The sequence below is a fragment of the Pseudomonas sp. A-B-19 genome, from assembly GCF_019947515.1.
GTDB lineage: Bacteria > Pseudomonadota > Gammaproteobacteria > Pseudomonadales > Pseudomonadaceae > Aquipseudomonas.
Genome location: NZ_JAGYGN010000018.1, coordinates 40,522 through 58,520, shown reverse-complemented (window position 1 = coordinate 58,520; position 17,999 = coordinate 40,522). Strand labels below are relative to the sequence as shown.

Sequence of the window (17,999 nt, the reverse complement as noted above, 5' to 3'; positions counted from 1 at the left end):
TTGCGTCGCATGTGTGGCATCGTCGGTATCGTCGGTAAGTCGAACGTCAATCAGGCGCTGTATGACGCGCTAACCGTGCTCCAGCACCGCGGCCAGGACGCTGCCGGTATCGTGACCAGCCATGATGGCCGGTTATTCCTGCGCAAGGACAACGGCCTGGTGCGTGACGTGTTCCATCAGCGTCACATGCAGCGCCTGGTCGGTCACATGGGTATTGGCCATGTGCGCTATCCGACCGCGGGCAGCTCGACCTCGGCCGAAGCTCAACCGTTTTACGTCAACTCGCCTTATGGCATCACCCTGGCGCACAACGGTAACCTGACCAACGTTGAACAACTGGCCAAGGAGATTTACGAATCTGACCTGCGCCACGTCAACACCAACTCCGATTCGGAAGTGCTGCTCAACGTGTTCGCGCACGAACTGGCCCAGCGCGGCAAGTTGCAGCCGACCGAAGAAGACGTGTTCGCCGCCGTGACTGACGTGCACAACCGTTGTGTCGGTGGCTACGCCGTCGTGGCGATGGTGACCGGCTACGGCATCGTCGGTTTCCGCGACCCGCACGGCATCCGTCCGATCGTGTTCGGCCAGCGTCATACCGACGAAGGCGTCGAGTACATGATCGCCTCGGAAAGCGTTTCCCTGGACGTGCTCGGCTTCACCCTGATTCGCGACCTGGCACCGGGCGAAGCGGTCTACATCACTGAAGACGGCAAGCTGCACACCCGTCAGTGCGCGACCAACCCGTCGTTGACTCCGTGCATTTTCGAACATGTGTACCTGGCGCGTCCGGACTCGATCATCGACGGCGTGTCGGTCTACAAGGCCCGCCTGCGCATGGGTGAGAAACTGGCCGAGAAGATCCTGCGCGAGCGTCCGGAACACGATATCGACGTGGTCATCCCGATCCCGGACACCAGCCGCACTGCGGCCCTGGAGCTGGCGAACCATTTGGGCGTGAAGTTCCGCGAAGGCTTCGTGAAGAACCGCTACATCGGCCGGACCTTCATCATGCCGGGCCAGGCCGCGCGGAAAAAATCCGTACGCCAGAAGCTCAATGCCATCGAACTGGAATTCCGCGGCAAGAACGTGATGCTGGTGGACGACTCCATCGTTCGCGGTACCACTTGCAAGCAGATCATCCAGATGGCCCGCGAAGCTGGCGCCAAGAATGTCTACTTCTGCTCTGCGGCCCCAGCGGTTCGCTACCCGAACGTTTACGGTATCGACATGCCGAGCGCCCACGAACTGATCGCCCACAACCGTTCGACCCAGGACGTGGCTGACCTGATCGGCGCTGACTGGTTGATCTATCAGGACTTGCCTGACTTGATCGAAGCGGTCGGTGGCGGCAAGATCAAGATCGACAAGTTCGACTGTGCGGTGTTCGATGGCCAGTACGTCACCGGCGACGTCGACGAGGCTTACCTGAACAAGATCGAGCAGGCACGCAACGATGCCTCCAAGGTCAAGACGCAGGCAGTCAGTGCGATCATCGATCTGTACAACAACTGATTTAACACCGGCCCTGTAGGAGCTGGCTTGCCAGCGAAGACGGTATCACAGGCAACAATAATGTTGATTGTGGCGACCCCTTCGCTGGCAAGCCAGCTCCTACAAAAGGCGTCTCTCCTCAAGGCCGGTTTCGTACCTACTATCGAATAAGGCAAGGAGTGACAGCATGAGTCAGGAATGGGATGCCGGTCGGCTGGACAGCGACCTCGAAGGTGTAGCGTTCGATACCCTGGCCGTACGCGCCGGTCAGCACCGTACGCCGGAAGGCGAACACGGTGATCCGATGTTCTTCACCTCCAGCTATGTGTTCCGTACCGCCGCCGACGCCGCTGCGCGCTTCGCTGGTGAAGTACCGGGCAACGTTTATTCGCGCTACACCAACCCGACCGTACGCGCGTTCGAAGAGCGCATCGCCGCGCTGGAAAGCGCCGAGCAGGCCGTGGCCACCGCCACCGGCATGGCGGCCATCATGGCCGTGGTGATGAGCCTGTGCAGCGCCGGTGATCACGTGCTGGTGTCGCGCAGCGTATTCGGCTCGACCATCAGCCTGTTCGAAAAGTACTTCAAGCGCTTCGGCATCGAAGTCGACTACGTGGCCCTGGCGGATTTGTCCGGTTGGGATGCGGCGATCAAGGCCAACACCAAATTGCTGTTCGTCGAATCACCGTCCAACCCGTTGGCCGAGTTGGTCGATATCGCCGAACTGGCGAAAATCGCGCACGCCAAAGGCGCGATGCTGGTGGTCGACAACTGCTTCTGCACCCCGGCCTTGCAGCAGCCGCTGAAATTGGGCGCGGATATCGTCGTGCACTCGGCCACCAAGTTCATCGATGGCCAGGGTCGTTGCATGGGTGGCGTGGTCGCCGGTCGCAGCGAGCAGATGAAGGAAGTGGTGGGTTTCCTGCGTACCGCTGGGCCGACCTTGAGCCCGTTCAACGCCTGGATTTTCCTCAAGGGCCTGGAAACCCTGAACCTGCGGATGAAGGCCCATTGCGCCAACGCCCAGCAACTGGCCGAGTGGCTGGAGCAGCAGGAAGGCATCGAGAAAGTCCATTACGCGGGCCTCAAGAGCCATCCGCAGCACGAACTGGCGCTGCGCCAGCAGAAGGGGTTCGGTGCGGTCGTCAGTTTTGAGGTCAAGGGCGGCAAAGAGGGCGCCTGGCGCTTTATCGATGCCACGCGCCTGATTTCGATCACCGCCAACCTGGGCGACAGCAAGACCACCATCACGCATCCGAGCACCACGTCCCATGGTCGCCTGGCGCCGCAGGAACGTGAAGCGGCGGGCATTCGTGACAGCCTGATTCGCGTAGCGGTCGGCCTGGAAGACGTGGCGGACCTGCAGGCCGATCTGGCACGCGGCCTGGCTGCGTTGTGATCGAGTTGCCTGTGCCGACCACTGGCTCGAATGGCCGCGTAGCGCTGGTGACCGGTGCTGCGCGGGGCATTGGCCTGGGGATCTCGGCCTGGCTGATCAGCGAAGGCTGGCAAGTCGTGCTGACGGACCTGGACCGGCAGCGCGGTTCGAAAGTGGCGAAGGTGCTGGGCGACAACGCCTGGTTCATCGCCATGGATGTCTCGAATGAAGGGCAGGTCGCGCTGGGGGTGGCCGAGGTGCTCGGCCAGTTCGGGCGCCTGGATGCGCTGGTCTGCAATGCTGCGGTTGCCGATCCGCACAACATCACCCTGGAAAGCCTCGATCTGTCTCACTGGAATCGGGTGTTGGCGGTGAACCTCAGCGGGCCGATGTTGCTGGCCAAGCACTGTGCGCCGTACCTGCGCGCTCACAGCGGTGCCATCGTCAATCTGGCCTCGACCCGCGCCGGGCAGTCGGAACCCGACACAGAGGCCTATGCGGCGAGCAAGGGCGGTCTGTTGGCCCTGACCCATGCCCTTGCAATCAGTCTTGGCCCGGAGATCCGGGTCAATGCCGTCAGCCCTGGCTGGATCGACGCGCGCGATCCTTCGGTGCGGCGTGCCGAACCCTTGAGCGAAGCCGATCATGCCCAGCATCCGGCGGGCAGGGTAGGGACGGTCGAGGATGTCGCGGCGATGGTGGCCTGGCTGCTGTCGAGGAACGCCGGGTTTGTCACCGGCCAGGAATTCGTGGTCGATGGCGGCATGACCAAGAAGATGATTTACAGCGAGTGATGGGGGCGGGGTGCGGTTTTCAGCATTTGATGTTGAATGTGCTGCCCTCATCGCGAGCAAGCTCGCTCTCACAGAGGGAGAGAGCATGCTTTTAACTGTGGGAGCGAGCTTGCTCGCGATGGCGGACTGATGCTTGCCGACAATGGCCGGAATGAAATGATTTTGTCTTTTTCAGAAAAACTTCAATCCTGCTATTGACTTAGGTTCGCTACCTGCGTAAATTTCGCGGCCTCGGAGATGCAAACGGGTGATTAGCTCAGCTGGGAGAGCGTCTGCCTTACAAGCAGAATGTCGGCGGTTCGATCCCGTCATCACCCACCACTCCCGAGATACTTGCGAAAGCAAGAGGTAGGCTGAAATGCCTCCACCGACGCGCAGCGGTAGTTCAGTCGGTTAGAATACCGGCCTGTCACGCCGGGGGTCGCGGGTTCGAGTCCCGTCCGCTGCGCCATATTTTCCGAGTCAGGTACGCTTGATTCGAGATTGAAAAGCTACTGAGTTTTCAATCAGACGAGTTACTTGGATGAAAGTCCAAAGCGATACGCAGCGGTAGTTCAGTCGGTTAGAATACCGGCCTGTCACGCCGGGGGTCGCGGGTTCGAGTCCCGTCCGCTGCGCCATATCTGCCCCGAGGCCCACTGAACGCCTTGGAGCTACGAAGAAGCCACTGGTTACTTCGAGTCGATAGCAAAGACCCTGGTCGAAAGACCGGGGTTTTTTGTGTCTGCGATTTGGCTTTTCCCTCCTGTCTCCCTCCATTTCTCCGAACCTGCCCCTGTAGGAGCTGCCGAAGGCTGCGATCTTTTGATCTTGTTTTTCAAAAGCAAAATCAAAAGATCGCCCGAGCGCGGACCGAGCCTTCGGCAGCTCCTGCACAACACCAATCTCCCTATATTTCATCAAATTTTTTTATCCACTTGTTTGCCGTAAGAGCATAAGTCTATAAACTTAACCTTTCGGTCAGCTTTGCACTGTCAACAACAGCCCTTTGCATTGTCGAAAAGGGCTTCTGCAAGACTCGAGATTCCCCGTACATAACCAGAAGGGCGGACCCCGTGACCGCCCAGAGGATGATCCATGTCCAACCGTGATATATCCCGGCGCTCGTTCCTTCAGGGCGGGCTGGTAGCGGGTGTGAGCGTGACGCTCACGCCATTGAGCAGCCAGGCGCTGGCCGCCCTGATGGAAAACAGCGTGACCGTGCCGTCCGAGCAGTGGCTTGGCAACAACGGCAAGGCGCGCGCCCGTAACGATGCCTTGTCCAAGGTCTGCGGCAGCAAAGTCTTTGCCCGCGACATCCGCGCCAAGGACATGCCGGGCTGGCCGCAGCAACAAGGTCACGCCATGCTGCTGAAAACCATCAAGGCCGACCACATCTTTGCAGGCATTGACCTGTCATGGCTCGGTGCCGATTTGCAGCCCGATCGCATCGTCACCGCCGAAGATCTGGTCAAGGACGGTATCGTGTTCCCTGAGGAGCACGCCCCGGATCCGCTGTTGCCGGCCGGCAAGGTGCCGATGTTCATCGGGCACCCGGTGGCGATCCTGATCTGGAACGACTTCGAGCGCTTCCGTCAGGCCAAGAACCAACTCAAGTTCAATGACAAGGCGATTCGTTACGGTGCCCAGGTACCGTTCTACGAAGGCGATCCCTACGGCAGCTTCCGCTACGTGCGCGTCGGCGGCGCGACCTCGGCCGACGAAGACGAGTTCGCCAGCCTCAAGGACTCGATCCTGTTCCCGATGCTGAAAAACCGGCGTCCGGTGTGGGACTCCCAGCCGAACCTGCACGGCAACCTGACCGAGCGCGGACTGTTCTACGCCGACCGCATGAAGCAGCAGATCGATACGCCGCCGGATAACTGGCTGGTGTTCGACGAGCGCTACAAGACGCCGTCGATCGAACCGGCCGCCCTGGAGCCGGACAACGGCAACGGCTGGTACGACCCGGCGACCAAGACCCTGCATTTCGTCGTCGCGACCCAGTGTCCGCTGGAGACCGCGACCGAGACCGCGAAGATGATCGCGCCGTCGCGTTTCGGCCTGGCCAACCTGAACATGCACCCCGGTTATACCGTCGGTTATGGCTCGAAAGACCACAACATTTTCGTTTACTACGCAGCGCTGGCCGCGTTGTACGGCGCCGGTGTGCCGGTACGCCTGGCCAACGACCGCTACGAGCAGTTCCAGAGCGGCATCAAGCGCCACCCGTTCGACATTCGCTACCAACTGGCGGTGGACAAGAACGACTACAGCTTCAAGATTTTCCGTTCCGAGATGAGCGTCGATGGTGGCGGGCGAATCAACTACAGTCCTTCGGTGGCGGCGGTGGGCGCCACGGCCGCACAGTCGATCTACTACATGCCGCAGAACGATCTGCAGGTCACGGCCTATCATTCCCGCGCCGTTGAAGCCGGGTCGATGCGCGGCTACGGCACCCTGCAGAGCATGGCAGCGACCGAGATGATGGTCGACGAAATCGCCGGTCGCCTCGGTATCGATGCCATTGAGTTGCGCCGCAAGAACGCCCTGCGCTCGGGCATGAAAAACACCCAGGGCGCGATCCCGGCCGGTGCCTTGCGCCTGCACGAGATTCTCGACAAGGCGGCGGTCCACGACACCTGGAAAAACCGCGACGCGATCAAGAAACAGCGCGAAGCTGCCGACCCGGATAACTGGTACGGCGTCGGTTTCGCCATCTGCCAGAAAGACTTCGGCACCGGTTCCGAAGCGCCGATGGCCAGCATTGAATTCACCGCCGAAGGGCGCATCAGCCTGCGCCACATCGGTATCGAAATCGGCACCGGCATGTCCACCTCCCAGGCCATGGTCGTGGCCGATTTCCTCGGTCTCCCGGCGCACGAAGTGAAGACCGGTGAAACCCAATGGAAAGAGTTGCAGCTGGTCAGTGGCGGCAATCCGTACATCATGAGCCAGGCCGAGCAGGACAATTTCCTGCGCAATCCACGCTGGGTCGGCAAGGTGGCTTCGGCTTCGTCGGCCACCAACTCGGCGTACTACTTCAGCCACGCCACTCGTGAAGCGGCGCGCGTGCTGTTCAACCACGGCCTGTGGCCGGCGGCGCTGGAGATCTGGCGCCAAGGCCCTTACGGCGGCCAGGCCAACCCTTACGTGGTGCGCCGCGAAGACGCCCATTGGGTCGACGGCAAGCTCACCGCCAACGGCATGGAGCCACTGCCATTTGCCATGCTGGCCAAGCGCGTTCACGAGCGCGGCCTGGTGAGCGGCGCCACCGTGCACGGGTTCAACCGCTGGAGCTGGGCCGAGGCCGAGTTCAGCATCGACGGTGTGCGCGAGCGTTTGCCGCTCGATGGCCTGGCCGTGAAGTACGGCGACGGTGCACCGAAGGCGAAGAAGGCGCAGATGAGCAGCGCCGGTTTCCATCTGCTGGATCGGCAGAACATAGCCTACCCGGCAACTCAGTTGAACAACGCGGCGGTGACTTACTACAGCCCGGTCGCGACGCTGGTGGAAGTGAAGGTCAACAAGGGTTCGAACGAAGTGTCGGTGCTCAACCACCACTCGTGGGTCGAGTGCGGTCGGGTGCTGGTGGAAGAACTGGTCAGGGGCCAGCTCGAAGGCGGTATCGCCATGGGCATCGGCCATGCGCTGATGGAAGAAATGCCGCTGTACGAAGGCGGGCCGGGGGAGGGTGACTGGAACTTCAACCGTTACCGCCTGCCGATGGCGCGTCACGTCGCGGTGTGGAAACAGACGGCGGACATCCTGCCGCCACTGTCGCCGAGCGACCCGTCCAAGGGCATCGCCGAAGTGGTGATGATCCCGGTGGTCGGCGCCATCGGCAACGCCGTGGCCCATGCCATCGGTAAACGTGTCCGCGACCTGCCTATCACTTCTGCACGCATCAAGGAGGCCCTCAATGGCTAACCGCCCGCTTCAACTGACCCTCAACGGTCAATCCGTCGGCCCGGTGGACATCCCTGATGACCTGCCAATGATCGACTACCTGCACGAGTACAAGAACCTCACCGGTTCGCGCCTGGGCTGCGGCCAGGGCATCTGCCACGCCTGCGTGGTGATCGTCGACAACCCCGACGGCACCAGCGAAGAAGTGCGCTCCTGCATCACCGGCGCACACTATTTCGAAGGCAAGAAGGTTCGGACCATCGAAGGCCACGCGACCCGTGACGAGCAGGGCAAGGTCACCGAGTTGAACCCGATCCAGCAGCGCTTCGTCGACGAGTTCGCCTTCCAGTGCAGCTATTGCGCGCCGGGCTTCGTGAATGCCGCGACCGTGCTGGTGGAAAAGCTGCAGCGTCAGCCGATCGTCAAAAGCCAGCTGGAAAAAGTCATCGAGGACAGCCTCGGTCATCACATCTGCCGTTGCACCGGATACGTGCGCTACTACAGCGCCACGCGCAACGTGCTGACCGATCTCGGCCTGGTCAAGGAGGGTTAAGCATGAAGCTTCTATTTAGCCGCCTGGCGCTGGCGGTTGGTCTCGCTGCGCCTGTGCTGGCGGCTCACGCCGATGATGCGCAGGTCAAGCAAGGCGAGTACCTTGCCCGCGCCGCGGACTGCATGGCGTGCCACACCGCACCGGGTGGCGCGCCCTATGCGGGCGGCCTGCCGATCGTGTCGCCGTTCGGCACGATCTACGGCACCAACATCACCCCGAGCAAAGAGCACGGCATCGGCCTGTACAGCGATGACGAGTTCTTCGCCGCGCTGACCGCAGGCAAGCGTCGCGACGGGGCGAACCTGTATCCGGCGATGCCGTACACCTCCTATCACCTGATGCCGCGCGCAGATTCCGACGCGATTCATGCCTACCTGAAAACCGTCGAGCCGATCGAGCGTGCCGCACCGGTCACCAGCCTGAGCTTCCCGTTCAACGTGCGCCTGGGCCTGATGGGCTGGAACATGATGTACGGCAAGGACGTGAAGCTGGAACCGGCTGAAGGCAAGAGCGAAGCCTGGAAGCGCGGCCAGTACATGGTCGACGTGTTGGGTCATTGCGGCGAGTGCCACACCCCGCGTGGCTTGCCTGGCGCGATGCAGCAGGACAAGCGCATGACCGGCGGCATTCTCAATGGCTATCTGGCGCCGAGCCTGCTGGCCACCGACCTGGCGGCCCGTGGCTGGAATCATCAGGACCTGAGCTCGTTCCTCAAGCACGGCATGAGCGCCCAGGGCACGATGTTCAACGAGATGTTCCCGGTGTTCCACAACAGCACCCAGGGCCTCAGCGATCCGGATCTGGCGGCCATGGCGACCTTCCTGCTCGGCGATCAGCCGCCAGCGGCGAAAGTGCTCACCGAAGTGCCGTTGGACAAGCTGAGCCCGAGCGCCCAGCGCGGCCGTCAGGAATATTTGAATGTCTGCGCCGGGTGCCATGCGTCGGGCGGTGAGGGCAAGCCGCACATCGCCGTGGCCATGCGTGGCAACACCACGCTGCGCCTGGAAGACCCGCGCAACCTGGTGCGGGTGATCGACGACGGTATTGGTGAGCAGAAGTTCTCCGGTTTCGAACACATGCAACCGATGCCGGGGTTCGCCGGGAAGTTGAGCGACGAGCAACTCACGGACCTGTTGAACTACCTGCGTCAGGGTTGGGGCGGTCAGCCGAATGATCTGGCGGTGAACGACGTGCAGAAGCTGCGGGCCGATGCGCCGCCGCTCGAGCACAAGGCCCACTGATATGCAGCATCTGGATCTGCAAGTGGTGCGCCGGGCGCTGGAGTGGTCGGCGGCCGGTCAGCGCATCTGGTTGTGTACGGTGCTGGCCACTTACGGCTCGGCACCGCGTGCACCGGGTTCGCTGCTGGCGGTGAACACTGATGGGCAGTGGATTGGTTCGCTGTCCGGTGGCTGTGTCGAGGAAGACTTTCTCGAGCGAGTCGCCGAGGGCGCGTTTGTGCAGCAGGTCAGCGCTGTTCGTTACGGCGAAGGCGATGACCCACGCTCGCGCGTCAGCCTGCCGTGTGGCGGGGTGCTCGATGTGCTGGTCGAGAAGCTGGATGCCGAATGTGACGTGCAGGCGCATCTGCGGGAGCTGGAGTCGGCGTTGTCGGGCCGGCGTCGGTTGATCCGTGAAGTTGATCTGCAAAGCGGTGCGCGCAGTCTGTTCGATGATCGTGAGCAGGGTGTACGTATCGAGCGTGAAATCGATCGGGTGCGCGTGCGCGTCGGCGCGGCTCAGCGTTTGCTGCTGGCCGGGTATTCCAGTGTGGCTCAAGCCTGTGCAGAGTTTGCCGTGGGGCTGGGGTTCGAGGTGATTCTGTGTGATCCGCGGGACGAGGTGCTGGAAGGCGTCGTGCTGGAAAACGTGGAGATTCGTCGCCAACTGCCGTCGGTGTTCATCGCCGACGGCGGCTGTCACAGCGACACGGCAGTGGTGGCGTTGACCCACGATCCGCGTATCGATGACCTGGCGATGATGGAGGCTGTTCGCACCGAGGCGTTTTACATCGGCGTGATGGGCTCGATGCAGACCTCGCAAAAGCGCTTCGAGCGGTTGCGACGTATTGGTGGGCTGGGGGATATCGAGTTGGCGCGCATTCATGCGCCGATCGGCTTGAACCTGGGCAGCAAGACGCCGGCAGAGATCGCGCTGGCGGTGCTGGCGGACATCCTGCGGATTCGTAGCGGTATCCCACGGGATCGTCTTTAAGATCAAAAGATCGCAGCCTGCGGCAGCTCCTGCGCCGAACGCATTCCCATGTAGGAGCGAGCTTGCTCGCGATGGACTCAAGAGCGCCGCGTTTAGCCAGTAAATACGCGTTATCGTTAACGACCATCGCGAGCAAGCTCGCTCCTACAGAGACCACATTCGCTTATCTGAACAGCATTACGCATCGCAGCGGGCCTTTTGATTTAGCCGTCAGTACCCGAACCTGTCCCGCAATCCGTAATACCAGGCGCCCAATGCCGCAAATGGGGTGCGCAGCATTTGTCCGCCGGGGAACGGGTAGTGGGGCAGGTCGGCAAACGCATCAAAACGTTCTGCCTGGCCGCGTAAAGCTTCGGCCAGTACCTTGCCCGCCAAATGCGTGTAAGTCACACCATGGCCGCTACAGCCCTGGGAGTAGTAGATGTTGTCGCCCAGGCGTCCGACCTGGGGCAGGCGCGACAGGGTCAGCAGGAAGTTGCCCGTCCACGCGTAATCGATTTTCACGTCCTTGAGTTGCGGGAATGCCTTGAGCATCTTCGGTCGAATGATCGCTTCTATGTTCGCCGGATCCCGCGCGCCGTACACCACGCCGCCACCGAAGATCAGACGCTTGTCACCACTGAGGCGGTAGTAGTCGAGCAAGTAGTTGCAGTCTTCGACGCAATAATCCTGAGGCAACAGGGTCTTCGCCAGTTCTTCGCCCAGTGGCTCGGTGGTAATCACCTGAGTGCCGCAAGGCATCGATTTGGCGGCCAGCTCCGGCACCAGATTGCCCAGATAAGCGTTGCCAGCGACGATGATGAACCTGGCCCTGACCTTGCCCTGCGGCGTGTGCACAACAGGGTTGGCGCCGCGCACAATGCGTACCGCCGGCGACTGTTCATAAATCGTCCCGCCCAGGGATTCGACCGCCGCCGCTTCACCCAGTGCAAGGTTGAGCGGATGGATGTGGCCGCCACTCATGTCGAGCATCCCGCCCACGTACTGATCGCAGGCCACTACTTCGCGAATGCGGCGTTGATCCATCAACTCAAGCTGGGTATGGCCGAATCGCTCCCACAGGCGCTTCTGGGATTCGAGATGCCCCATCTGTTTGGCGGTCATCGCGGCGAACACGCCACCGTCCTTCAAGTCGCACTGAATGTTGTATTTGGCGACGCGCTCACGAATGATTCGCCCACCCTCGAACGCCATCTGCCCCAGCAACTGGGCCTGCTTGGGGCCGACCGTACGCTCGATGACATCGATATCGCGGCTATAGCTGTTAACGATCTGCCCACCATTACGCCCGGACGCCCCGAAACCCACCCTGGCGGCTTCCAGCACCGTGACCTTGAAGCCGTTCTCCAGCAGAAACAGGGCAGAGGACAGCCCCGTATAACCGGCGCCAATCACACAGACATCGGTCTCGACGTCATCCTGCAACGCCGGGCGCGGTGGAGCCGCATTGGCCGATGCGGCGTAGTAGGACTCTGGGTAGGGGGTGTTAGCCATCCTGCAGCCTCTGTTTAATATATTTTACGAATGCGCCGATCGTACCCGAGTTGAAAATCGCCCGCCAGCCACCCGGAAAATCTTCTTTGCAGCAGCAAAATTAAATATTTTGCATATTCATAGGGTTAGCTCGAAAAAAGGTGTTGACACCCCTCCGGAATTCCGTAGAATGCCGCCTCACAGCAGGCACGTAGCTCAGTTGGTTAGAGCACCACCTTGACATGGTGGGGGTCGTTGGTTCGAGTCCAATCGCGCCTACCAAACAAAATCCGCTCTGCTGGGCGGTCTGGAAGGGCTCACCGAAAGGTGGGCCCTTTTTTGTTATTTGAAATTTTTCCTGGTCTGCCTAAAGCAAGAAACTCAAGCCTCTTGCCTCGCGTTACTGTGTCGTCGTCTGTACGCTGATACTCATGGCCCCTCCCTATGGCCGGTGTTACCACTCGATATTCAATAGTGCTGTTCGTAGTGTCCACTACATTACAGCGCATGAAGCCAGTCTCCAATGTTTTTGACGTTAACCTTGTCAGTGACGGCTTAATATTCTTTCGCCTGGACGTATTAATAAAACAGTGAGGAATAACCATGCCTTTAACTCCGGTAGTGTCTGGTCTGCCGGCGATGGGTGACTGCTCTTTAGGAAGTGTTGTTGAGTTGGTACTACTGCTAAAAGCTGTTGCGTCGATATTGAAATGGTTTGGGTCCGCTATAGGCGAACTGCCTGTTGTATAGGCGCCCGATATAAATGTTCCTGCACTTGTCGCTCTTGTAGGTGAGGGGCACAGCGACTGATTCAGGTGGGCGCCACTTTCCAGGATCGTGGGTGCCATTAACGAAGGAGTCGATAGCAACTCCTGATTTTTTCTCCCGTTTTTAACAGTTTTCAGGCGCCAAATATTTGAACTATTGAAGTTGATAGAAAGGCGATTGGCCTTAGCGCGATTTATTCATACGCGTCATTACAATCTCAGCCATAAGTAAAAAACACCCAACTAGAACAAGCGGCGAGGAGTACTGCAATCCGACAAAAGCCAAAATACTGACAACAAAAAACAGTCACATCCTCCCAATTAAGTCGGTGATATATCATGATCAAAATCATGGCCTACTTTTTAATTGGAGCTGTAACTGCAGGATGCAACGGCATCGTAAAACCCGACTTTTCGGGTCCTGCCAACGATTCATACTTTTCAGTCCACTCGGGGTTTCCCGCACCGTATCTATACATGGCCTCGGCCGTGCAATGGAACGATGACTATGCGGTAACCACCCGCCACACTCCGTTCATCCCCAACGTGAAGTACAGCTGCAGCACAGGCTGCGATCTCGTCTTCATCCAGCACAAGGCCAGCGGCCACTACCCGTCATGGCGCGCACCGCGAGTGGGCGAGAGCATCACTGCCGTTGGGACGAGTCCTTACCTCATGACCGCTACCGGGAAAGGCAAGGTGTATCAAACACCTTTCATCAATGCCGACGAACACAGCGGTGATCTCTATGCCATCCATGATGCCCCGCTGGTCAAGGGCATGTCGGGTGGGCCGGTCCTCACCAGTGACGGCTGTATTGTCGGCATCAATATCGGTTTCTACTCAACCACTCTGAACGATGTGAGCAATAACTCCGGCGTGAAGGGGGCTGAGCGGATCAGCATCTTTATTCCTTACTCGATCATTCAGCGCGAGTGGGGGATATTGCAGGCAAAACTCAACGATCCACACGGCGCGAGGTATGTCGCGAAGTAGCTTTTAGCTGTCAATCAATAAGCGGCGCGGCGACCGGGTTCTGCGGTCACTCTTGTCAGATGCATCGATCCGGGTGTCGCCTGCTGCATAAAAGATCAGAGTGCAAAACCCGTCGCATGGGCAAGATGTCCCTCCTGTACTCCGGCGATCAGGTGCAGTGAGATGTTCTGCGGTACTTCAATGGACGGTACCTCGATGCTTCCTACAATCTGGAGCTGCCGCTCGCTTGGTTCGGTCGACTCTGCTGCGTTTTCCCTGGCCATTCTTGCGTGGTTCATTGCGATTTCGTTGAGCGTTGACACGTTACATCTCCTGGTGACTGGCCAAGCGTATCGCTGGAGTCCTTAAGCATTGGTTGAATGGCTACTGCGTCAGAATCATGTCGTTCCGGCCGCTGCTACGGGCGATCTTAGCAATCGGCAAGCCACGGATGCGGGTGAATTCTTCGTTGTGTTCTCGTAGGCGACGAATGGCGGGCCACGGAGGATGATAGTCCGGATTCTTTGCCATTCAGGCGTAAACTAACAAGGCTGCCTCATCGAAAGGAGCGGCCTATGAACGTCGATCAAATCAGCAAGCAGGCATCTGTGGACAAGGCTGTTTGGGATCAATACTTCTGTACTGCATTAATTGCGGAAAGCAATTTGACTGCCCCGATTGTGGGCGGTGCTACGCACGAAGACAGGCAGAACCTGTTGATCGAGAGGGCGATAGCCCTCGCCGACAAAATGATGGAAAGTAGAAAATAAACAGAGCCCAGCCATCGCGCTGGGCTCATTGCATGCGCGGTTGTGCTCCGATGCGGGCGATGCGCGTGTTGCGGTTCAAACGATCAACTCTACCTTGCCGCTTGCCAGGCGATAAATCCCTCCCACTATCTTCAACCTGCCCTTGCTCTGTGCGTCTGTCAGCAAGGGCGAGGCCTGTTTCAGGCTGTTGACCGAGTTCTTGACATTCTGCGCGGTGGCGTTTTCCATCAGGCTCCCGGGTTGCTTCAGCACTGTCTCGATTGCCGACTTGAGTGCGTCAGTCAGTTTCGGGATATGGCCGGGGAAAATCGTCTGATCCTTGACGGCCTTGATGCCTGCCTCGATAGCGCCACAGCTCTCGTGGCCGAGTACGAGAATCAGTGGAGCGCCCAGTACGGCAACCCCGTATTCAAGACTGGCCAGGCCTTCCGGGGTCACGAAGTTGCCCGCGACGCGGATGGAGAAAAGATCGCCTCGCGCGGTATCAAACGCATATTCCGGGGCGATCCGCGAGTCAGAGCAACTCAGCACTGCCACGAACGGATTTTGACCGGACACCAGGGCCTCTCGCTCAGCCTTGAAATCGTGTGTCGTGGAAGTACCGCTTACATACCGTTCATTGCCCTCCATCAGTCTTTTCAGCGCCATATCGGGACCGATTACGTTTTGAGGTTTTGGTGGGGCTGACGCTTTTTCGGCTGCCTGGATGAGCTTGCCGGGCAGTGTGCCGGTCAGTAGCAGGGCGCCTGCGCCCAATCCGGCAATTTGAAGAAAACGACGGCGGCCTGTTGTGTTTGAAGCAGAGCTTGAATCACATGATTCACACATGATTTTGTTTACTCAGTTCAATGCGGTGAGAGTGGGTTGTCGTTGGGGCTGATACCGGCACTGCCACGGGCGCTCAATACCGGCGCAGTGGAGTCTAGTTGGTCTGTCATATTGTGTTCCGGGCAATGTCCGCAGATGCCGTGCAAGCAGGCATTTCATGGGCTACTACTGACAGGCTCATACAACTTCGACCTGGCAGGAGTTTTTCGATGCTGACTCACTGGTTTCTCGCGGCGGTTCATCTTTTGGCGTTTGCCTTGGGATTTTGGGCGGTGTTGGTTCGAGGCACCGCTTTTCGGCGTTTGGCCGATGGGGCCGCGCAGGTGCGCAGTGTTCTGGTGGCGGATAATATCTGGGGTATCTCAGCGGTCGTTTTGCTGATCAGCGGGGGAATGCGAGCCTTTGGCGGGTACGAGAAAGGCACGGACTATTACCTGCATCAGCCGCTGTTTCATCTGAAGATGACGCTGTTCGTCCTGATCTTGTTGCTGGAGATTGCGCCAATGGTGACGCTGATCAAATGGCGGATAGCGCTTGCCCGTAAAGTGGCGATCGATACAGGCCGTGCGAAGCTATTTGCGCGGATCAGTCATGTCGAGGCGTTGCTGGTGCTGCTGGTAGTGGTGGCGGCGACGGGTATGGCGCGTGGCGTGATGTTTGGTTGATCACGCAGCTAGCGCGTACTTCCGTGGGGTGAATCAGAAAGGTCTGACAGCCAGAGCGTTGAGCCTGTCGCTAGTATCGGTCTCTGGGGGCTTGTGTGGAAAGCCGGCGCAAGCGATGCAATGCCGAATCTTTAGCCAGCCGTGATTGCGGACTGAACGGGCTGGCTACTGACTGCAACAGGATTCAGGGTTGTGGCTTTTCCGGGGCGGTCAGGCCAGCCTGAATGCGTTGATAGATTTCTTCACGATGCACTGCAACGTCCTTCGGGGCGTTGATGCCGATCCTGACTTGCTGGCCGCTTACGCCCAGGATGGTGATCGTAATGTCATCACCAATGTTTATGCTTTCACCGACTTTGCGGGTGAGTATCAGCATGGTCTTCTCCTTGATTGCTTTGTGGGGCACCTGATTCGGACAGTGCAGAGGTCGGTGGTATGTATAGATTAGTGCGAAGTCTCGCGGTTTGGGTGCCTCTTTCTGACGTGCAGATGGGGCATTAATTCCCAAGGCGTAACTATACAGAGGCGGCAACCATCATTCTCGTTGTTTTGAGCCCATTTTATGGCGCTCGTGAAGTATTCATGGATGTTAAAATCCCCCGCTTTATGGATTCAGAGGGAAACGCCGTGCGCAAAATGGTTTTGGTAATCGCGATATTGGCGCTGGCGGGGTGTGGCGAGGGCAGTAGTGTGCAAGCGCCGAAGCCCGCACCGGCCATGGCTGCCGTACCTGCGGCGGTGTCCGGCCCGCAATGGGATCTTGAAGTGCGAGGCGAAACCCCTCAGGCAGTCAGCGATTTGAGTGGCTGGCTGATCGAGCACAGCTTCATGTCCAGCGTCGTCAAGGAAAATGGCAACACGCGAATCCTGATGGGACCGTTCAATTCGAAAGCCGAGGCCGAAGCCAAACAGGATGAAGTCCGTGCGGCGCTCACTCGCTCGAAAAGGCAGAATATCGAATTGCTGGTGCTTGAGCGTCCGGCCGCTCAGTAACGTTCTGTATCGCGGATGCTCAAGAAACAAAAAAAGGTCTCGGGTGCTCAGCCCCGAGACCTTTTCAACTTCGGGTATTGCCTGGATTCAACCGCAGGCCTTCATGTCTACCGGGCCGACAAACTCGTTGCCGCGCCCCATGACGCACGCCACGCTCTGGTTGCGTTGCCGTTCCCAGGCCTGAACCGGATAGGTTTTGTCCCACGCTTCGTACAGTTGCCGATCCCGTTTCGACAGACGTAAACCATACTGCTTGCTCATGTAGAAGTACGTTCGGGCGATCATGCCGCGGATGGACGGGCGGGGCATGACTTTCTTGGCCTTGAAGTCGATTTGGGTCAGGCACGAACCATATTGTCCCGACTGCTCGGGCAACCAGCCGAAGCTGAAGTTGCTGCGATCGCCGTTGACCTCGCCAATGCTGGGCACCAGGTTGTGCAGATCGGACTCGGCCTTTTGGTAAGCCGGGTCGTAGCGGGTGCAGTTCTTGCGGCCGCCTTCTTGCCAGCACTGGCGTTGATGGCCGATCTGCCAGGCCGGAACGATATGCTCCCATTCGATGCGGGATGCGCGTTTGGCATTTTTACGGGGCACGTAACCGCAAGCGGCAAGGTTCACCCGGTTGCCGGTGTACTTGCAGCCACAGTAAAACTCAGTGGATTGGGGTGCGTAGAGCTTCCACGCGACCTTTTTCGCCTCGGTGAAGGTGCGCGGGGCGTCGGCTTGCGCACCCATGACAAAAAACAGGAACAGCAAAGCAAACCAGCGGGCACTCATCGACTCAATCTTCCTTCGGCACAACCCAGAAAATCTGCACGCCGCCATCGTCGCGATAGGCGAGGGTGACGTTGTCGTTCTCGTCGATTTCTTCCAGCAAGCGTTCCCATTCATCCACCGGCTCGTCAGGAAGGCGGAAGATCAGCGCTGCCCTGGCCTTTTGTGCGGTGGGAGAGTTGATGATTTTCTGAACGCGCAGGCCCATGCGTACATAGGTGTCAGGAGGGGAGGTGGTGTCCACGGAATTATCCTTATTAAGCTGTACGTGCATACAGTATTTTACTGTGGGCCTTTTCGCAACTGCTTAAAAATCAAGAAAATCCTCTGACAGCGATTTGTTCCGTTTGGCGTAAGACGAAGGGGGTTTTTTTGTCGGATCCAGCGGCGGCCACTCGCCAGGGCTGGCGAATGGCGCACGGGGGTGCCCGAC

The 17,999-nt window shown here is 59.1% G+C and carries 17 protein-coding genes and 4 tRNA genes; 15 read left to right on the top strand and 6 right to left on the bottom strand.

Annotated elements, in window-relative coordinates:
* Positions 1-9 precede the first annotated feature (9 nt).
* From purF to KGA81_RS19690, 10 genes are all read left to right on the top strand, one after another.
* Positions 10-1,515: an amidophosphoribosyltransferase gene (gene purF / locus KGA81_RS19735; protein ID WP_046026886.1), complete on the top strand. Its 1,506-nt coding sequence runs from the start codon at positions 10-12 to the stop codon at positions 1,513-1,515.
* A 166-nt stretch (positions 1,516-1,681) separates the two neighbouring features.
* Positions 1,682-2,893, top strand: a complete 1,212-nt coding sequence (locus tag KGA81_RS19730; protein ID WP_223547776.1) for an O-succinylhomoserine sulfhydrylase — start codon at positions 1,682-1,684, stop codon at positions 2,891-2,893.
* Positions 2,890-3,666: an SDR family oxidoreductase gene (locus KGA81_RS19725; protein WP_223547775.1), complete on the top strand. Its 777-nt coding sequence runs from the start codon at positions 2,890-2,892 to the stop codon at positions 3,664-3,666. The genes KGA81_RS19730 and KGA81_RS19725 overlap by 4 nt, the downstream gene beginning before the upstream one ends.
* Positions 3,667-3,911: 245 nt before the next feature.
* Positions 3,912-3,987: transfer RNA gene (locus KGA81_RS19720), tRNA-Val, on the top strand.
* A 53-nt stretch (positions 3,988-4,040) separates the two neighbouring features.
* Positions 4,041-4,117 (top strand) — tRNA-Asp (locus KGA81_RS19715).
* A 92-nt stretch (positions 4,118-4,209) separates the two neighbouring features.
* Positions 4,210-4,286 (top strand) — tRNA-Asp (locus tag KGA81_RS19710).
* Positions 4,287-4,743: 457 nt separating this feature from the next.
* A complete protein-coding gene (locus KGA81_RS19705; RefSeq protein WP_223547774.1) occupies positions 4,744-7,575 on the top strand; it encodes a xanthine dehydrogenase family protein molybdopterin-binding subunit in 2,832 nt (943 codons plus the stop codon).
* On the top strand, positions 7,568-8,107 hold the full coding sequence (locus KGA81_RS19700; protein ID WP_223547773.1) for a (2Fe-2S)-binding protein: 540 nt from the start codon (positions 7,568-7,570) through the stop codon (positions 8,105-8,107). Before KGA81_RS19705 ends, KGA81_RS19700 begins: the two co-directional genes overlap by 8 nt.
* 2 nt (positions 8,108-8,109) lie before the next feature.
* Entirely contained in the window at positions 8,110-9,348 is a 1,239-nt protein-coding gene (locus KGA81_RS19695) for a cytochrome c (RefSeq protein ID WP_223547772.1), read from the top strand.
* A 1-nt stretch (position 9,349) separates the two neighbouring features.
* Positions 9,350-10,321 carry an XdhC family protein gene (locus tag KGA81_RS19690; RefSeq protein ID WP_223547771.1) on the top strand — a complete coding sequence of 324 codons (972 nt, stop codon included), beginning with the start codon at positions 9,350-9,352 and terminating at the stop codon, positions 10,319-10,321.
* A 210-nt stretch (positions 10,322-10,531) separates the two neighbouring features.
* Here the strand turns inward: KGA81_RS19690 and KGA81_RS19685 are convergent, their stop codons facing one another.
* Positions 10,532-11,815, bottom strand: coding sequence for an NAD(P)/FAD-dependent oxidoreductase (locus tag KGA81_RS19685; protein WP_223547770.1), 1,284 nt, complete (start codon positions 11,813-11,815; stop codon positions 10,532-10,534).
* Positions 11,816-11,999: 184 nt separating this feature from the next.
* On the opposite strand from KGA81_RS19685, the gene KGA81_RS19680 reads away from it, so the two are divergent.
* A tRNA-Val gene (locus tag KGA81_RS19680) sits at positions 12,000-12,076 on the top strand.
* 824 nt (positions 12,077-12,900) lie between these two features.
* Positions 12,901-13,557 carry a trypsin-like peptidase domain-containing protein gene (locus KGA81_RS19675; protein ID WP_223547769.1) on the top strand — a complete coding sequence of 219 codons (657 nt, stop codon included), beginning with the start codon at positions 12,901-12,903 and terminating at the stop codon, positions 13,555-13,557.
* A 95-nt stretch (positions 13,558-13,652) separates the two neighbouring features.
* On the opposite strand, the gene KGA81_RS19670 is transcribed toward KGA81_RS19675, so the two are convergent.
* A complete protein-coding gene (locus KGA81_RS19670) occupies positions 13,653-13,859 on the bottom strand; it encodes a hypothetical protein (RefSeq protein WP_223547768.1) in 207 nt (68 codons plus the stop codon).
* A 252-nt stretch (positions 13,860-14,111) separates the two neighbouring features.
* On the opposite strand from KGA81_RS19670, the gene KGA81_RS19665 reads away from it, so the two are divergent.
* Positions 14,112-14,306, top strand: a complete 195-nt coding sequence (locus KGA81_RS19665) for a hypothetical protein (protein ID WP_223547767.1) — start codon at positions 14,112-14,114, stop codon at positions 14,304-14,306.
* Positions 14,307-14,381: 75 nt separating this feature from the next.
* On the opposite strand, the gene KGA81_RS19660 is transcribed toward KGA81_RS19665, so the two are convergent.
* Positions 14,382-15,134: a carbonic anhydrase gene (locus KGA81_RS19660; RefSeq protein WP_223547766.1), complete on the bottom strand. Its 753-nt coding sequence runs from the start codon at positions 15,132-15,134 to the stop codon at positions 14,382-14,384.
* Between the two features lie 209 nt (positions 15,135-15,343).
* On the opposite strand from KGA81_RS19660, the gene KGA81_RS19655 reads away from it, so the two are divergent.
* Positions 15,344-15,799 carry a DUF2214 family protein gene (locus KGA81_RS19655; RefSeq protein ID WP_223547765.1) on the top strand — a complete coding sequence of 152 codons (456 nt, stop codon included), beginning with the start codon at positions 15,344-15,346 and terminating at the stop codon, positions 15,797-15,799.
* A 184-nt stretch (positions 15,800-15,983) separates the two neighbouring features.
* On the opposite strand, the gene csrA is transcribed toward KGA81_RS19655, so the two are convergent.
* Positions 15,984-16,175, bottom strand: a complete 192-nt coding sequence (gene csrA / locus KGA81_RS19650; RefSeq protein WP_053161267.1) for a carbon storage regulator CsrA — start codon at positions 16,173-16,175, stop codon at positions 15,984-15,986.
* A gap of 251 nt (positions 16,176-16,426) precedes the next feature.
* On the opposite strand from csrA, the gene KGA81_RS19645 reads away from it, so the two are divergent.
* Positions 16,427-16,792 (top strand): SPOR domain-containing protein, encoded by a 366-nt coding sequence (locus KGA81_RS19645; RefSeq protein WP_223547764.1) that lies wholly within the window; start codon positions 16,427-16,429, stop codon positions 16,790-16,792.
* A gap of 87 nt (positions 16,793-16,879) precedes the next feature.
* On the opposite strand, the gene KGA81_RS19640 is transcribed toward KGA81_RS19645, so the two are convergent.
* Both KGA81_RS19640 and KGA81_RS19635 read right to left on the bottom strand, forming a co-directional pair.
* Positions 16,880-17,569: an endonuclease gene (locus tag KGA81_RS19640; protein WP_223547763.1), complete on the bottom strand. Its 690-nt coding sequence runs from the start codon at positions 17,567-17,569 to the stop codon at positions 16,880-16,882.
* 4 nt (positions 17,570-17,573) lie between these two features.
* Complete coding sequence (locus KGA81_RS19635; RefSeq protein WP_223547762.1) at positions 17,574-17,840, bottom strand: DUF1654 domain-containing protein; 267 nt, start codon at positions 17,838-17,840, stop codon at positions 17,574-17,576.
* Positions 17,841-17,999 lie beyond the last annotated feature (159 nt).

Excerpts from the sequence above, each read along its gene's own strand:
- purF (WP_046026886.1), top strand. The coding sequence starts at position 10 with ATGTGTGGCATCGTCGGTATCGTCGGTAAGTCGAACGTCAATCAGGCG.
- KGA81_RS19730 (WP_223547776.1), top strand. The coding sequence starts at position 1,682 with ATGAGTCAGGAATGGGATGCCGGTCGGCTGGACAGCGACCTCGAAGGT.
- KGA81_RS19705 (WP_223547774.1), top strand. The coding sequence starts at position 4,744 with ATGTCCAACCGTGATATATCCCGGCGCTCGTTCCTTCAGGGCGGGCTG.
- KGA81_RS19700 (WP_223547773.1), top strand. The coding sequence starts at position 7,568 with ATGGCTAACCGCCCGCTTCAACTGACCCTCAACGGTCAATCCGTCGGC.
- KGA81_RS19695 (WP_223547772.1), top strand. The coding sequence starts at position 8,110 with ATGAAGCTTCTATTTAGCCGCCTGGCGCTGGCGGTTGGTCTCGCTGCG.
- KGA81_RS19690 (WP_223547771.1), top strand. The coding sequence starts at position 9,350 with ATGCAGCATCTGGATCTGCAAGTGGTGCGCCGGGCGCTGGAGTGGTCG.
- KGA81_RS19685 (WP_223547770.1), bottom strand. The coding sequence starts at position 11,815 with ATGGCTAACACCCCCTACCCAGAGTCCTACTACGCCGCATCGGCCAAT.
- KGA81_RS19675 (WP_223547769.1), top strand. The coding sequence starts at position 12,901 with ATGATCAAAATCATGGCCTACTTTTTAATTGGAGCTGTAACTGCAGGA.
- KGA81_RS19665 (WP_223547767.1), top strand. The coding sequence starts at position 14,112 with ATGAACGTCGATCAAATCAGCAAGCAGGCATCTGTGGACAAGGCTGTT.
- KGA81_RS19660 (WP_223547766.1), bottom strand. The coding sequence starts at position 15,134 with ATGTGTGAATCATGTGATTCAAGCTCTGCTTCAAACACAACAGGCCGC.
- KGA81_RS19655 (WP_223547765.1), top strand. The coding sequence starts at position 15,344 with ATGCTGACTCACTGGTTTCTCGCGGCGGTTCATCTTTTGGCGTTTGCC.
- csrA (WP_053161267.1), bottom strand. The coding sequence starts at position 16,175 with ATGCTGATACTCACCCGCAAAGTCGGTGAAAGCATAAACATTGGTGAT.
- KGA81_RS19640 (WP_223547763.1), bottom strand. The coding sequence starts at position 17,569 with ATGAGTGCCCGCTGGTTTGCTTTGCTGTTCCTGTTTTTTGTCATGGGT.
- KGA81_RS19635 (WP_223547762.1), bottom strand. The coding sequence starts at position 17,840 with ATGCACGTACAGCTTAATAAGGATAATTCCGTGGACACCACCTCCCCT.